General features: G+C 51.7%; 11 protein-coding genes. 5 read left to right on the top strand and 6 right to left on the bottom strand.

Annotation, left to right across the window (positions count from 1 at the left end; all coding sequences use genetic code 11):
• Window positions 1-225 precede the first annotated feature (225 nt).
• The gene (gene zwf / locus JK216_RS01330; protein ID WP_212708242.1) at window positions 226-1701 is read left to right on the top strand and encodes a glucose-6-phosphate dehydrogenase; all 1476 of its coding nucleotides are present in this window, start codon (window positions 226-228) and stop codon (window positions 1699-1701) included.
• A gap of 269 nt (window positions 1702-1970) precedes the next feature.
• Complete coding sequence (locus JK216_RS01325; RefSeq protein ID WP_212711512.1) at window positions 1971-4265, top strand: catecholate siderophore receptor Fiu; 2295 nt, start codon at window positions 1971-1973, stop codon at window positions 4263-4265.
• Window positions 4266-4484: 219 nt separating this feature from the next.
• On the opposite strand, the gene purT is transcribed toward JK216_RS01325, so the two are convergent.
• The gene (gene purT / locus JK216_RS01320) at window positions 4485-5663 is read right to left on the bottom strand and encodes a formate-dependent phosphoribosylglycinamide formyltransferase (protein ID WP_212708299.1); all 1179 of its coding nucleotides are present in this window, start codon (window positions 5661-5663) and stop codon (window positions 4485-4487) included.
• Window positions 5664-5867: 204 nt separating this feature from the next.
• Between purT and JK216_RS01315 the strand changes: the two genes are divergently transcribed.
• Window positions 5868-7940 (top strand): prolyl oligopeptidase family serine peptidase, encoded by a 2073-nt coding sequence (locus JK216_RS01315; RefSeq protein WP_212711498.1) that lies wholly within the window; start codon window positions 5868-5870, stop codon window positions 7938-7940.
• Here the strand turns inward: JK216_RS01315 and exoX are convergent.
• Together exoX and JK216_RS01305 are read right to left on the bottom strand one after the other, a co-directional pair.
• The gene (gene exoX, locus JK216_RS01310; RefSeq protein WP_212711499.1) at window positions 7931-8605 is read right to left on the bottom strand and encodes an exodeoxyribonuclease X; all 675 of its coding nucleotides are present in this window, start codon (window positions 8603-8605) and stop codon (window positions 7931-7933) included. The genes JK216_RS01315 and exoX overlap by 10 nt on opposite strands.
• A complete protein-coding gene (locus tag JK216_RS01305; RefSeq protein WP_212708246.1) occupies window positions 8605-8838 on the bottom strand; it encodes a DNA polymerase III subunit theta in 234 nt (77 codons plus the stop codon). Before JK216_RS01305 ends, exoX begins: the two co-directional genes overlap by 1 nt.
• A gap of 234 nt (window positions 8839-9072) precedes the next feature.
• On the opposite strand from JK216_RS01305, the gene copD reads away from it, so the two are divergent.
• Window positions 9073-9948: a copper homeostasis membrane protein CopD gene (gene copD / locus JK216_RS01300; RefSeq protein WP_212711500.1), complete on the top strand. Its 876-nt coding sequence runs from the start codon at window positions 9073-9075 to the stop codon at window positions 9946-9948.
• A 45-nt stretch (window positions 9949-9993) separates the two neighbouring features.
• Window positions 9994-10335, top strand: coding sequence for a DUF2511 domain-containing protein (locus JK216_RS01295; protein WP_212708248.1), 342 nt, complete (start codon window positions 9994-9996; stop codon window positions 10333-10335).
• 162 nt (window positions 10336-10497) lie between these two features.
• On the opposite strand, the gene rsmF is transcribed toward JK216_RS01295, so the two are convergent.
• The 3 genes from rsmF to yebS form a co-directional block, all read right to left on the bottom strand.
• Window positions 10498-11925 carry a 16S rRNA (cytosine(1407)-C(5))-methyltransferase RsmF gene (gene rsmF / locus JK216_RS01290; protein ID WP_212708249.1) on the bottom strand — a complete coding sequence of 476 codons (1428 nt, stop codon included), beginning with the start codon at window positions 11923-11925 and terminating at the stop codon, window positions 10498-10500.
• 80 nt (window positions 11926-12005) lie between these two features.
• Window positions 12006-14633 carry an MlaD family protein gene (locus JK216_RS01285; RefSeq protein WP_212711501.1) on the bottom strand — a complete coding sequence of 876 codons (2628 nt, stop codon included), beginning with the start codon at window positions 14631-14633 and terminating at the stop codon, window positions 12006-12008.
• A complete protein-coding gene (gene yebS, locus JK216_RS01280) occupies window positions 14602-15846 on the bottom strand; it encodes a paraquat-inducible protein A (protein ID WP_212708251.1) in 1245 nt (414 codons plus the stop codon). The genes JK216_RS01285 and yebS overlap by 32 nt, the downstream gene beginning before the upstream one ends.
• Window positions 15847-16021: the final 175 nt, after the last annotated feature.

Here is a 16021-nt window from a genome sequence, read left to right as displayed (position 1 = left end):
CTTACGGATTAGCAGTGCTGGTGGTTGTACTATAAATAATATGACTGACATCCGGCCAGCCCGGGCCATTTAACGGCCTTAATCACAGAACACATTGAAACATCAGGGATTAAGCGCGTATTTACCTGGTGATATGAAAGAAGTACAGTGTAACGTAATTGAATAATGAAAGAGTCCGACAATGTCAGCAGACAGTGGCGGTAATTCTGCAACGAGGAGAATAAAATGTCGGTAACCCATCAGGCCCAGGCATGTGATCTGGTCATTTTCGGTGCCAAAGGCGATCTCGCCCGCCGCAAATTGTTGCCTTCCCTGTATCAACTGGAAAAGGCCGGACAGATCCATGAAGAGTCCCGCATTATTGGTGTCGGACGGGCGGAATGGGATAAAGCAGCCTATACCAAGGTTGTTCGTGAAGCCCTCGAAACCTTTATGAAAGAGAAAATCGATGAAGCGCTGTGGGAAAAACTCAGCAGCCGCCTCGATTTTTGTAATCTGGATGTAAACGACAGCGGCAGCTTCAGCCGTCTGGGCAAAATGCTCGACCAGAAAAAGCGGACCACCATTAACTATTTCGCCATGCCCCCGAATACATTCGGTGCTATCTGTAAAGGGCTGGGGCAGGCCAGGCTGAACGCTAAACCTGCGCGGGTGGTTATGGAGAAACCGTTAGGTACTTCTCTGGAAACATCCCGTGAGATTAATGACAGTGTCGGTGAGTACTTTGACGAAAGCCAGGTATTCCGTATTGACCATTATCTGGGGAAAGAAACGGTCCTTAATCTGCTGGCATTGCGCTTTGCTAACTCCATTTTCGTGAATAACTGGGATAACCGTACCATCGACCACGTGCAGATCACCGTGGCTGAAGAAGTCGGTATTGAAGGGCGCTGGGGCTATTTTGATAAAGCCGGTCAGATGCGCGATATGATCCAGAACCACCTGCTGCAGATCCTGACGATGATTGCGATGTCCCCGCCGTCAGATTTAAGCGCCGACAGTATTCGTGACGAGAAAGTCAAAGTTCTGCGTTCATTACGCCGTATTGACCAGACCAATGTCCGTGACAAAACGGTCCGCGGGCAGTATACCGCCGGCTTTGTTCAGGGCAAAAAAGTACCGGGTTATCTGGAAGAGGAAGGGGCGAATAAAACCAGCACTACCGAAACTTTTGTCTCTATCCGTGTGGATATCGATAACTGGCGCTGGGCTGGCGTACCTTTCTATCTGAGAACCGGTAAACGCTTACCGTCGAAATGTTCAGAAGTTGTGGTTTACTTTAAGAACCCTGAGCTAAACCTGTTTAAAGATTCCTACTCTGAGTTACCACAGAATAAGCTGACTATTCGTCTGCAACCGGATGAAGGGGTGGCAATTGAAATTCTGAACAAAGTGCCGGGCCTGGATCATAAACATAAACTGCAGACTACTGAACTGGACCTCAGTTTCTCTGAAACGTTTAATGAGTCTCATCTGGCGGATGCCTACGAACGACTGCTGCTGGAAACGATGCGCGGTATTCAGGCACTGTTTGTCCGCCGGGATGAAGTTGAGGCGGCCTGGACATGGGTTGACTCGATCATTAACGCCTGGGCAGCCGATGGCGATGGGGCTAAGCCATACCAGGCCGGTACATGGGGGCCTGTGGCTTCGGTTGCCATGATCACCCGCGATGGTCGTTCATGGAATGAATTTGAATAATATTTCCTGATTGTCGGAATCTGAACTGAAACGGCCTGCTTTGCAGGCCGTTTTTGATCGAACCACGGATTTACAGGGCTAACCGGCAACCGGTGATTTATCCGGGGGCAGGGCGAGTGCTTTCAGGCAATCAGTGTCCTGATTTTTATCTAAAAATTTCAGCCTGTCGTGAAAAGTTCCGTGTTGCGGCGATTTTATTTATGTCGTTAGTTAAGGAAATGAAAGTAAATGTAAATCAGGCCTTACATATTAATGTAATATTAATGAAAATGATTATCACAATCATTTCATGTAATTGCGGATCATCAGTGAACAGTAAAAAAAATATTTCACCTGCTTTTAAAACCCTCGGTACATTAAGTGTATTTGCCGGTCTTTGCGCGGCTTCTGGTGTTGCGCAGGCACAGGTTACCCCGGCAGCGACAGATTCCGCTGCGGCAGCGAAAACAGCGTCTGCAGCCGGCAGTAAAAAAGCGGCCGGTGACAATACTCTGGTCGTGACAGGCAGCAGCTTACCGTCACTCTACCTGCCATCCGGTCTTTCCGATCCTAAATTTACGGCACCGCTGGCTGATACCACCCGCACCGTGACCATTATTCCGGAAAAAGTATTGCAGGAACAGCAGGCGACCACACTGACAGAGGCCCTGAAAAATTCCCCTGGAGTCGGTGCATTCTTCTCTGGTGAGAATGGCAGCACCAATATGGGGGATGCCATTATGATGCGTGGTATTGATACTTCCGGCAGTATTTATAGCGATGGTATCCGTGATATCGGAAGTATCACCCGTGATACCTTTAATACCCAGAGTATTGAAGTGATTAAAGGGCCATCGGGCTCAGATTACGGACGTACTGCACCTTCCGGCTCGATTAATATGGTCAGTAAACAACCGGAGCTTTATACCGGGGTGGATGGATCTCTCGGCTATGGCAGTGCCTCTGAACGGCGGGCTACCCTGGATTATAACCAGATGCTGAGCGATACCGCGGCTTTCCGTGTTAATGTGATGGGTGATAAAGGCAATACAAAAGATCGCGACCATATTAACCACCAGAAATTCGGTATCGCGCCTTCACTGGCCTTCGGTTTAGGTACCAAAACCCGCTGGTATCTTGATTACTTCCATGAACAGCAAGACAACACTCCGGATGGCGGGGTGTATACGGTCGGCTTACCGGGCTACAGCAGTACCAACAGCATACTGAACAATTCCGGACCAGTATCACGCAGTACATTTTACGGTACCGATTCAGATTATGAACACGATATGATCGATACTTTCACCTCCCGGCTGGAGCACGACTTTAACGACCGCACAACGTTGCGAAATACCACCCGCTGGTCTGAAATTCGTCAGCGTTATCTGCTTTCTGCGGTGCTGGGCCGGACTATCACCGAAACTGACGGTAATGTTTATGGTTCACGCCTGATGAACTCAAGCAATACGGTCAATAAAATTCTGACTAACCAGACTAACCTGACGACAAAATTCGATACCTTCGGGATGCAACATAATATCAGCACCGGGCTGGAACTGACCCGGGAAGATTATGTTTCCTACCCTTACGCCTTTGCGGCGAACAGCGTTAACCTGCTGAATCCTGATGCGGATACGGCAGTCAGTTCTGCCACCGGTTATGGTTCAAAAGCCCGCACCAATACCCTCGGTGTTTATGCGTTTGACACTCTTAAGCTGACGCAGCGTATTGAGTTTAATGGCGGCTTGCGCCTCGACAGCTACAAAACACATTATACCGGGGACAGTGCCACCGGCCATACGGATCTCAGCCACTCAGGTAACCTGGTCAACTGGAAAGCCGGAGCTCTGTATCATCTGACCAAAGAAGGTAACCTGTACGTTAACTACGGTGTATCTCAGCAGCCTCCGGGCGGCACTGATTTCAAACTGACCAGCGACAGTACCGACAGGACGTCACGCAGCGGTGAAAACATTAACTTCAAACCAGAGCGTGCAGAAACATCAGAACTGGGCACCAAATGGTCGTTACTGAATAAAAAACTGTTACTCAGTGCTGCACTATTCAGAACCACGATTAAAAATGACGCGGAGCTGGATACAACTACTAATCAGTACCAGCAGATTGGTTCCAAACGGGTTCAGGGTTATGAACTGACTGCCGCAGGGGATATTACGGACAATATTCATCTGATGGCCGGTTATACATTGCAGAACACCCGTACCGACAAAACCTCGGCAACCAATGACGGCTCCAGCTATATTCCGTTCACCCCGCGTCATGCCTTTACCTCCTGGGCGACCTGGGATGTGACCGATGACGTGACAGTTGGTTTAGGTGCACGTTACACGGGCAGTATGCATAAAATTAAAGACGGTGCGTCAGGCACACCTTCATCGGTTGATCATTACTGGGTTGCCGACTCTATGGCGACGTGGCGGGTGAATCCGACCCTCGATTTACAGCTGAATGTCTACAATATGTTTAATAAAAAATATATTGCTGCACTTAACCGCAGTGGCTATCGCTATACGCCGGGCACACCACGTACCTGGATGCTGACCGCCAATGTGCATTTCTGACAACAGGTCTGAACACTGACCGTCGTTATTGAACGAAGAGACTGATCAACGCTGCCTGAGGGCAGCGTTTTTGATCCGTAACCTTCCGGATGTCCCGCTAACAGCAGTACTCAGCAAACATTTTCAGGCTAAAAGGAGAGACGACGGCAGTCGGGGGAGGTAAAGATGCTGACAATGATAAGTCCCCCGGGCTGCGGGGGACAGGCGGCAGTCGGTTAATTAACCACTGACTGATACTTTTTCTGCGGCTGCGATAGCGCGGGCAACCGCTTGTTCGGTGGTATCTCCGGTAGCTAAAGCCACACCCAGCCGGCGGCGGCCTTCAATGGCGGGTTTGCCAAATAAACGCAGCTGCAGACCGGCACCCAGTGCCTGGTCCGCATTCACAAAACGGATATCCCGGCTGTCCAGTTCCGGCAGGATAACCGCAGAAGCTGACGGGCCATACTGACGGATCCCGCCGATTGGTAAACCGAGGAAGGCACGGACATGCAGAGCAAATTCCGACAGGTCCTGTGAAATCAGGGTGACCATACCCGTATCATGGGGGCGTGGTGAGACTTCGCTGAAAATGATGTCATCGCCGCAGACAAACAGCTCGACGCCAAACAGCCCGAATCCTCCGAGGGCCCTGACAACTGACGCTGAGATTTGCTGAGCACGTTCCAGGGCCAGCGGGCTCATGGCCCGTGGCTGCCAGGATTCACGGTAATCACCGTCTTGCTGGCGATGGCCGATCGGCGCACAAAAATGAATACCATCCGCGGCATGGACCGTCAGCAGAGTGATCTCAAAATCGAAGTTAACCACGGCTTCAACAATCACCTTTCCGGCCCCTGCACGGCCACCTTGCTGGGCGTATTGCCAGGCTTGTTCCAGTTGGTCCGGGGTACGGATAAAGCTCTGACCTTTACCTGAAGAGCTCATCACCGGTTTAACGATACAGGGGAATCCGATGTCATGGGCGGCAGCAAAAAACGTCTCTTTACTGTCAGCGAAACGATAAGCTGAGGTTGGCAGTGCCAGTTCTTCTGCAGCCAGCCGGCGAATGCCCTCACGGTTCATGGTCAGTTTTGCTGCACGTGCAGTCGGCACCACATGCACACCTTGTTGTTCAAGCTCGAGTAATTTATCTGTAGCAATCGCTTCGATTTCCGGCACCACAAAATCAGGTTTTTCCCTGGCGATAACTTCTGCCAGCGCATCACCATCCAGCATATTGATCACATAGCTGCGGTGGGCCACATGCATCGCCGGAGCATCGGCGTAGCGGTCTACGGCGATCACTTCCACACCCAGCCGCTGACATTCCACAGCAACTTCTTTCCCCAGTTCACCTGAGCCTAATAACATGACACGTGTTGCTGACGGACGCAGTGCTGTTCCGAGAGTTACCATTCTTTTCACCCGTTGATTCCTGAACAAAAACTGCCGCACAGTATAAAGGAAAACGATTGCGCAGGCATTAGCAGGCGATTTCTTTTTTATAATGGTAAAGTCTGCTTCACAGACGGCAGGGCAGACGATGACAGGGTCAGATTCTTCCTTGCGGTGAACGTATTCCTCCGGCTGGCAGGTCTTAATTTTTTCAGGACAGAGACAATGACAATCCCAAAAGCAGCAAAACATCCCCATACAATGACACTGCATGGTGAAACCAGAACAGATAATTACTACTGGCTGAGGGATGATGAGCGTTCCCGTCCGGAAGTCCTTGACTATCTGCGTCAGGAAAATGATTACTGCCAGCAACAATTATCCGCGGTGAAAGACCTGGAAAAAAGGTTATACCAGGAAATGGTGGCCCGTATCCCGCCGAAAGATCATTCGGTCCCTTATCTGAAAAACGGTTTTCTCTATCAGCAGCGTTTTGCTGCCAGAGGAGAGTACCCGGCATGGTTCCGCGCCCGGCAAAACGGATCCGCAGATCCACAGTGGGAATGCCTGATTGACTGTAACAAAAGAGCAGAGCAGCATCCGTACTATAGTCTCGGAGCCCTGGATATCACCACGGATAATCGTCTGATGGCGGTCGCGGAAGATTTTTTATCACGGCGACAATATGAGATACGTCTGTACTCATTAGCGGATAACCACTGGTTTCCGGAAGTCCTGACCGGCGTTTCTCCTTCGCTGGTATGGGCGAATGATGGCAGAACTCTGTTCTATGTCCGTCAGGATCCGGATACTCTGTTGCCCTGGCAGGTCTGGCGACATATTGCGGGAACAGCGGTCGACCAGGACCAGCTGGTGTATCAGGAAAATGATGACAGCTTCTATGTCAGTCTGGGGAAAACCACCTCGGAAGACTTTATCGAAATTATTATCGACAGTACCACCAGCACCGAGGTCTGGCTGGTGAATGCCAGTGAGCCTCAGTCCGCGCCCGAATGTTTTTTGCCGCGGCGGGAAGATCATGAATATGATCTGGACCACTATCAGCAGCAGTTTTATATCCGATCCAACGCCGAAGGGATTAATTTCGGCCTGTACCGCACCGCAGAATCCCTGCCGGAAGAAAGGCACTGGCAGACGGTCATCCCCGTCAGAGAGCAGCGGGTACTGGAGGACTTTCAGGTATTCCGGGACTGGCTGGTGACGGAAGAGCGGGAAAACGGCCTGAGCTGTTTGTCTCAGTATCATCGTTTCCGTGATGAACAACGGCTGATCCGCTTTGATGATCCGACGTACGTGACCTGGCTGGGCTATAACCCGTCGCCGGACACTTCAGAATTACGTTACGGTTATTCATCCATGACCACCCCGGCAACCACCTTCCAGCTTGATCTGGACAGCGGTGAACGTCAGATTCTGAAGCAAAGCACGGTAAAAGGTTTCAGTGCCGGGAAATACCACAGTGAGTATTTATGGCTGACAATGGATGATGGCTGTGAGGTACCCGTATCCCTGGTCTACCGAAAAGACCTGTTCCGTCCGGCGGAAAATCCTTTATTGGTCTACGGTTACGGTGCGTATGGCAGCAGTATGGATGCAGACTTTAGCAGCAGTCGTCTCAGTCTGCTGGACAGAGGATTTGTCTATGCACTGGTGCATATTCGTGGTGGTGGCGAGCTGGGGCAGGCGTGGTACGACGGCGGACGGCTGGCAAATAAACAGCACAGCTTCAGTGACTTTATCCAGTCAACCCGCCAGTTACTGGCGCGGGGTTATGGTAACCCGCAACAATGCTATGCCATGGGCGGCAGTGCCGGTGGCTTACTGATGGGAGCGATAGTTAATCAGGCTGCCGGACTGTATCACGGAATTGTGGCACAGGTACCTTTTGTTGATGTGCTGACGACCATGCTGGATGAAAGTATTCCGTTAACCACCGGCGAATATGATGAGTGGGGTAATCCGCAGCAGGCCGAAAGCTATGCCGTTATCCGCAGTTATAGCCCTTATGATAATGTCTGCCCTGCGGCTTATCCACATATGCTGGTAACCACTGGCTTACATGATTCGCAGGTACAGTACTGGGAACCGGCCAAGTGGGTCGCGAAGCTGCGGGAACTGAAAACCGATAATCACTTGCTGCTGTTATGGACCGATATGGATGCCGGGCACGGGGGGAAATCGGGACGGTTTAAAGCCTATCATGATATCGCGATGGAGAGTGCCTTCCTTATCGGGCTGGCGGAAGGGCTGCTTCCGCCAGCTCAGATTCAGAGCTGACCCTTCAGATAATGCCGGAGTGCCTGGCGTAATGCCGGGCGTAAGTCCGTAAGATTATCCAGCATCCAGCGCAGATAACCCGGGTCCTTCCGCGCCACTGAAGCAATAGGTTGTCCGCGGTATTTTCCGAAAGGGAAAATATCATCGGCCTGAGCGCTGGCTGCCGGCTGGCAGACTGCCAGCATCTGCGGGCGATCCCAGCCCGATTGTTCCATAATCCGGATTAACAGTGCGGCGGTCACATAGCAGTCATACAATGCCCGGTGAGCATGCAGGTGCTGTGGCGGTTCAATGTCCAGCTTAAGGCTATGGCGCAGCGCCTGGTTACTGTATTTACGCCCCGGCCATAACTGGCGTGCCATCTTCAGGGTGCACAGCCATTCGCCGCCCATTTCAGGAAGTACCCTGCGGTCAAAACTGGCATTATGTGCCACATAGCAGTCGCTGCCCTGGTAACGGGAGATGACCTGCTCAATCGGCGGCTGATCAGCAACCATCTGCGGGGTGATCCGATGAATTGCCATTGCCTGATGGCTGATAGGCCGATCGGGACAGACCAAATCACTCATCGGATTGACTATCCTGCCATCAGTCACATCCACCGAGGCGATTTCGACAATGCCGCCCTGCAGGCCACAGGTTTCTGTATCAATAACCCGTAACATCAGTTTTTCTGTTTAGGTTCATAAGGTAAACGTGACAGGGTCAGGGAGGTCTGGCGAAAAGTCCCCAGTCGCTGGCGGAACCAGTCGCGTAATGCTTCAGGTTGTTCTCTTTCAACAATCTCAGCGACTACCGGCATATTATAACGTTCTTTAAAGGCGACGCCGGAGGCAGCCAGATCCGTATTAATCTTATCTTTTTCTTCTGCAGACAGCAGGGCTAAGTTAAAGCTCATCGGGTGCTCCTGAATATTTAGCGTCAAAATAATGCTTTCTCTTCTGCGGATCAACCCCCGGGCTAAGCTGGCGTAAACTCGACACCGGTTCAGTAGCGGCGTATTCTTAATGTAATCAGGCAGTTCTTATTATCAGTGTCAGGAGAGCAGAGTGTTGCGGAACAGGAGATGCGGCAGACAGACAATAGTCGCCGCGATGTCAGATACGGTTATTTTCCCGCGGCGAGGTAACAGGTGATTGTTACCGGCTACATACTTCTGCGTTTTTTCCATTTCAGTAGTCTGTTATTTTTTTCCGGCACACTCGGCTATATGGTGCTGCTGACCCGTGGTAAATTCGCCGGACAGTTAGGGGCATTGCTGAAAACCCCCTTGTGGTGGAGTGCAGCCATTGCGTTAGTCAGTGCGCTGGGAATATTTGCTGCCCAGACAGTATTGATGAGCGGGCAGCAAAACGGGTTTACGCAGCCGGACATCTGGCGTGCTGTGGCCGCTACCCGTTTTGGCCGGGCCTGGGGGGCGGAAATGTTGCTTCCGGCACTGACTCTGCTGCTGATCAGGTTCTCAGGGTCCCGTATCCGGAAATTATTATTGCTGAGCAGTATGATTCAACTACTGTGCCTGGCGGGGACCGGACATGCCGCGATGCACGACGGGATAGCCGGTATCGCAGGGCAGCTGAGCCAGACTGTCCATCTGCTGGGAGCTGCTTTCTGGTGCGGAGGTTTGTATCCGCTGCTGCGACTGATGCAACAGGCAGGACGGGAATACGGTGAGCGGGAGGCCCTGCTGTCCATGATGCGTTTTTCCCGTTATGGTCACTGGGCGGTGGCGGTTACGTTATTCAGCGGTGTTATTAATACGTTATCGATTGCCGGCTTTTCGCTGCAGCCCACATTATGGCTGAGCCTGCTGATGTTGAAAGTGCTGTTTGTCATGCTGATGGTGACGATTGCGCTGTATAACCGCTACACGCTGGTACCACAGTTTAAACAGGCGGCGAACCACGACAGTCGGCAGTTATTTATTCGCCTGACCAGACTGGAGCTGATTACCTCTCTGGTCGTCATCGGACTGGTCAGCCTGCTGGCAACCTTATCGCCGGGATGAATTTTTCCCGTTATTCAATGATTGTGTAAACAAGGTTTATATTGCATGAAAAAAATATTTCCTTCCCTGTTACTGCTGTTGCTCAGTGGTCAGGCTATGGCAACTCAGGTGATCACCGTCAGTCGTTTCGAAACCGGCAAAGATCACTGGCCCCTGAACCGTGAAGAAATTATGCTGACCTGTGAAAAGGACGGCGCATTATTTGCCATTAATCCGTCGACCTTAATGAATTACCCGTTGAATAAAACAGCACAGCAAAAAGTGAATGCCGGGCTGGCTCAGGGAAGCTCAATTGCTCCGCTGGTGGCGGATGATAAAAATCATCCCGGTCAGAAAATGAGCCTGCAACCATTGATCAGCAAAGCGCAGTCTTTGTGCGGAAAATAGCGGTGACAGCATCAGCCAATGGCACTGGAAACCGGGGGAAAGCAGACTATGCTTATTAACAGAGCAACGTTATTGCATAACCACAGTTTTTAGCGCACGGCTCTCTGAGCCATTTCCCCCGACCGGCCACAGGAGTTGTGTCCGGTCTTTTTTTTAGTCGTGTCAGCGGAACAAACGGCCTTCTTTTACCAGTTCACGGGGGTAGCTGTTTTTTATCCGGTTACTGACCTTTTTCGCCAGTCCCAGTGGCTGACCACGATGGAATACCAGCATGTCACTGGCAGGTAACGGCTGACAAGGGTAGATATCACGGCCACGGTACCACTCTTCTGCCTGCGCATCACTCAGATGAACAACCGTGTCGTGCCCGGGATCTGCCAGTGCAATAACGGCCTCATGCTGCCAGCGATAACCCCTGGCAAAGGTTTCAGCCAGCTTCAGGCCGATGCGTGAAAAGCGTACCCGGCCAAATAATGACTCAGCTTCTTCAGGGAATAACCAGATTTCTTTATCCCGCTGCCAGAGTTTCAAATTTTCCGGCCAGTCCAGACCGGCGTCGTTTGCCCGCTGGCGTACTTCCTGAACCTGTTTCCGGGGTAACGGACTGAAAGGGAATTTGCCGACTTTATAGGTCGGGGCCGGAAGCGGGGGAATACTGTCTGTTTTACGTAAACAGGCGACAAAAAATCCTTCACTATCGAAATATTGCGGGAAAACATGCAGGTAACCTTCGCGGGTTGCCGCCTGTGACGCGCCCTCAAACAGCGTATTCAGGGCAATCACTTCCACTGCCTGCGGGTAGCTGGCCAGCAACTGATTAACCACCTGCTGGTTTTCCAGCCGGTTAAGGGTACAGGTCGAATATACCAGTGTGCCGCCGGGTTTCAGCGCATGGAAAGCACTTTCCAGCAATTGCTGCTGAGTAGCGGCAATCTGCCGGCAACTCGACAGGCTCCAGTTTTTCAGTGCCCGGGGATCTTTGCGGATAACGCCTTCGCCGGAGCAGGGGGCATCCAGCAGGATTGCATCAAATTGCTCCGGTAATGCCGGGCCAAATACAGCAGCGTCAAAATGGGTAATGGCTGCACGGCTGACGCCGCAACGACTGATATTGGCATGCAGTACTTTTACCCTGCTGGCTGAGTATTCGTTTGCCAGTATCATGCCCTGGTCCTGCATTCTGGCAGCAATCTGGGTTGTTTTAGAGCCGGGAGCAGCAGCCATATCCATTACATAGCGGGGATCAATGCTGTGGGCAAAAAGTGCTGACACCGGCAGCATTGAGCTGGCTTCCTGAATATAAAACAGTCCGTTCAAATGCTCTGCAACGCTGCCGAGAGGCAGTGATTCATCGGTACGGCTTATCCAGAAACCTTCTTCACACCAGGGCACCGGGCTCAGTTGCCAGTCATAGTCAGCAACCAGCGCCAGAAAGTCCGCCACCGAAATTTTAAGAGTATTAACCCGGATACTCCGGCGCAGTGGCTGGTGGCACAGTGCTTTAAACGCGGAAAACTGCTGTCCGTCAGGGAGTAATTGTTGCATTTGTGACAGAAAGTCTTCAGGGAAAAACAGAGATGAATCGGACACAGGGGGGTACCGTTAGAAAATAGTCAGTTATTGTAACATGATAACGGGCAGCGATGCTGCCCGTTATCTGTGGTGCGGGTTTAGCGGGAGATCGCGGTGCCCCATGACTGCCAGTCTTTTGGCGCTTCATTAAGTAACAGAAAATGCTTACCGGCACCCGCTTCAGGAGCCAGAGGCACTGTCGGCGGTGTGGCAAACTGTATTCCGCCACGGATAAATTGCTGGAAGGTACCGGTTTTGACTACACCGCCGATCAAGCCAAAGTTCAGTGAATACCCTGAAGCCAGCCAGAATACCGAGTTGTTCCTGACCAGATACTGGTAACGCTGACTGATGCGCAGGGCGATTTGTACCCGGTCAGCCAGAGCCCCCAGAGAAGTTCCGGTGACGGTACCGACTTCAACACCACGGAACAGAACCGGAGTACCTATGGTCAGTGAACCGGCTTCCGGAGCATCGACATACAGGGTCCTGCCATTCAGATAACGCGAATCGGTGATTGTTGCCTGCTGAAGTTCAAAACTGCGGCTGGCGGTGCCTTTCCCCGGATCAACGTTAACGTATGGCTGTAAGATAGACTCAAGGTGATTCACCCCGGCAGGTGAAATCTCCGGTGAAATAATGGAAAAACGGCTGCCGGTACGGGCAAAGTCGTTGACGTATTCCGGGTAGAGCACCGCTTTGGCAAGGACCTGATTATTGGCGGCATTGAGTGACAGGGACTCTATCTGCCCCACAGTAATCCCGAGATAGCGGATAGGCATACCGGCAGACAGTTTACTGGCATCATAGGTCTGCAGGGTAATCTGGCTACCGATAGCTTTGGCTGCGGTCTCGGTCGGATAGAGAACCCGGTTCTGACCCGGCGAGTGTTCAACTCCCTGTACATTATCGAAACTTATCGCACCTTTCAGTGCGCGATTAAGCGGGGTTGCCTGCACCGTGATACCACTGGCATTAAGCTGTACTTTAGCCCCGCCTTCTGCCCAGAACACGCTATCTTTGGTGACCAGCTGACGGTAAGCAGGGTTGATATGGACCGCTACCGTGAAATTGTTTGCATGAGGAGTGACAGCGACAATTTCCCCGACCTGAAAACGGCGGTACAGTACAACCGATCCGGTCTGAATATCCGGCAGGGTTTGTGCAGTCAGGTTCAGGGTCGCAACAGGGGTATCCCCGGTAATGCCTTGTGCTGCTTTTTCTGCATCGGCGTATAACGGATAACGGGGCGCAGGATCACCTTTATCTCCCGCAATTAAGCGGATCCCGCCCTGTAACCACTCTCCGGGGCTGGCTCCGACCATCTGCACACCGTCCGGGCTGACATTGACCCGAATCTGACTGTCTGCCACAAACTTACTGTTGGCATGGACGAACTGACGATAATTCGCGGCAATCGAAATAACAAAGCGCACGCCATTAGTGGTCAGCTCCCGTTCAGAGACGGTACCGATGGTAACACCATTCAGGATCACCGGCTGGCCCGCAGCAATACCGTAACTGTCATCGGCAGTTAACTGCAGATTCAGGCTGCCCGGGGTATACATCAGTGTCCGGGTCGCCGGATAAACCGTGAAGCGGTTGCGGGGTTCACCTGCGCCGGGGATCAGTTGCAGCGTATTTCCGGTTAACAGGCTGCTCAGAGACGCGTCAGCGGAAGTGATTTTCGGACTGTGTAATTCGATACGTGTCTGCGTGCGCATCAGTTCGGTTACTGAAGGGTCAATGGTTAATTCACCGCTGACATGTTGCGGGTCAGTCAGGTTTAACCGGGTCAGGGTACCGACCTGTAGTCCCTGATACAGCAGTGGAGTGGATCCGGCGCTCAGGTTATTACCGTCAGGCAGGTCAAGGGCAATACTTACCCCGCGGTGACTTTCTGCCAGAGTCGGGTACAGGGTATAATTTTCATCAGACACCGCCGCCTGACTGGCTGACGGAGAATCAAAGGCAATAGCACCGTTAATGATTGCAGGCAGGCTGTCCATCCGGATATTCACCCCGCCGGCGCCGAAACGGGCATCAATTCCAGACACATTCCAGAAACGACTGTCTTTTTTGACCAGATAACTGTAGCGGCGCTCGATTAAAACATCGATAACCACACCACGGTTATCACTATTCACACTGTAGTTATACACTTTACCGACAGGAACCTTGCGGTAATAGACCAGAGAGCCCGTCGAAAGCGAGCCGAGATCCGGCGCATTCAGGTGCAACATTAACCCGGACGTGTTGGTGTTATATTTTGGCTGAGAGTCCAGAGCTGTGAAGCTGTCCTGCGGGTTGCCGTTGCCCGGCATCATGGAGATATAGTTACCGCCGACCAGGGCATCAAGACCTGAAACACCGGCCAGAGAGGCCTGAGGTGTCACCAGCCAGAACTGGGTGTTTTCACGCAGTGCCGGCTTCATCTCATTTTTGATACTGGCTTTAATACGGATGGTCCGGTAATCATCACTCAGCACAATGCCTTCAACAGTACCGATTTGTACCCCCTGATAACGGATAGGGGTCCGCCCGGGGACGATGCCGTCGGCAGTCTGAAAGTTAATGGTAATGGTGGTTCCCCGTTGCTGGTAATTTTGCCACAGTAACCCGCCGGTGATCAGTAACGCGACCAGTGGCAGTAGCCAAAAAGGGGAAATCTTGCGCTTTTTTGTCAGCGCCGGTCTAATCGGCATATTCGGTGTTTCCTGTTGCATATGCATCCCAGAGTAAACGACTGTCCAGCCATTCGGCAGCGAGTATCGTCAGGATTACGGCGGAACCGAAATAGAATGCAGCCGGTCCCATGGTGAAAGCTAATAACTGGTCACGGTTAACCAGTGACATCGTCAGCGAAATAACAAATAAATCCAGCATCGACCAGCGGCCGATCCACTTTATTGCACGCAGCAAGCGGATTCTGGTCTTCAGCCCCTGAACACAGCGGAAATGAATACTTAGCAGCAGGGACAGCATAATCAGTACTTTGCTGAACGGTACCAGAATACTGGCAATAAATACCACTATCGCCACCGGAATGTTGCCTGAACCAAGGGACAGAATACCGGAGAAAATAGTGTCCTGCTGGCGGGCACCGTTCAGGTAAATAACGGATATCGGTAATAGGTTGGCCGGGATAAGTAACATCACTGATGCTATCAGTGCGGCCCATGTTTTTTGCAGGCTGGCGGGTATCCGCCGGGACAAGGGCACATGACAACGCCGGCAGCGGCCCCTGCTGTCAGGCAGACCGCTGAAGTGACAGTGCAGACAGATCATTATCTTATCTGCGGCGATCCCGGTGACGGGCTGCGGATAAAAGGCCTGCCATAATTTGCCGACATTCAGGTTAATCAGTACCAGCAGGCTGAGCACTGTCAGGGTAATAAATGCCAGCAGACCATTTCCGGCATCCAGTGACGCGTAATCCTGTACTTTGATTGCCGCGACCGCAATGCCGACCAGGTAGATATCCAGCATTACCCATTCTTTTAGCTTATCCAGCATCAGCAGTACCGGCCGCAGGTTCATTCCCAGCCAGTGGCCGATAACCAGATAAAGTATCGCCAGAACCAGTGTCAGAGGCGCACCTGCCGCGCCGAAGGTCACCATCGCGGCGGTCAGTACATCACCCTGAGCAACTATCTGAAAGATACCTTCGAACAGGCTGGCGTTAATCTCCATCCCTAATAAGTGAATACGGATTAATGGCAGACCGAAGGCTAATGGCATCAGGATAAGCATCAGCAGTGCAATCACTGCCAGCTGCAGTAATGACCATTCCCTGCCGCTTTCTATCTTTGCCATGCAGCGCGGACAATACGCTGTTTCGTGCGATTTGAGTGGCGGCAGAGAAAAAACCGCATCACACTGCGGGCATCTGTGGGTGCCCTTATGTAATAATAGCGGGTGAATTTTGTTAATTATCATAAAAGAAATTAATGGTTAGTCGGTCTGGCAGCATAAAATCCTGAATGTTCTCAGCGCATGTCTGCTATATTTCTGCTGACGATAATGAAGAGATGTCCCGGACAACGAGTCACTAAGAGTATAGTAACTCTGCGGTTGATTCATTATGTCTGTGTATGTTTTCGTGCTATGCAGA

Source organism: Tatumella sp. JGM94 (assembly GCF_018257595.1).
Classification (GTDB): domain Bacteria; phylum Pseudomonadota; class Gammaproteobacteria; order Enterobacterales; family Enterobacteriaceae; genus Tatumella; species Tatumella punctata.
This window is presented reverse-complemented; position numbering and strand designations above follow the sequence as displayed.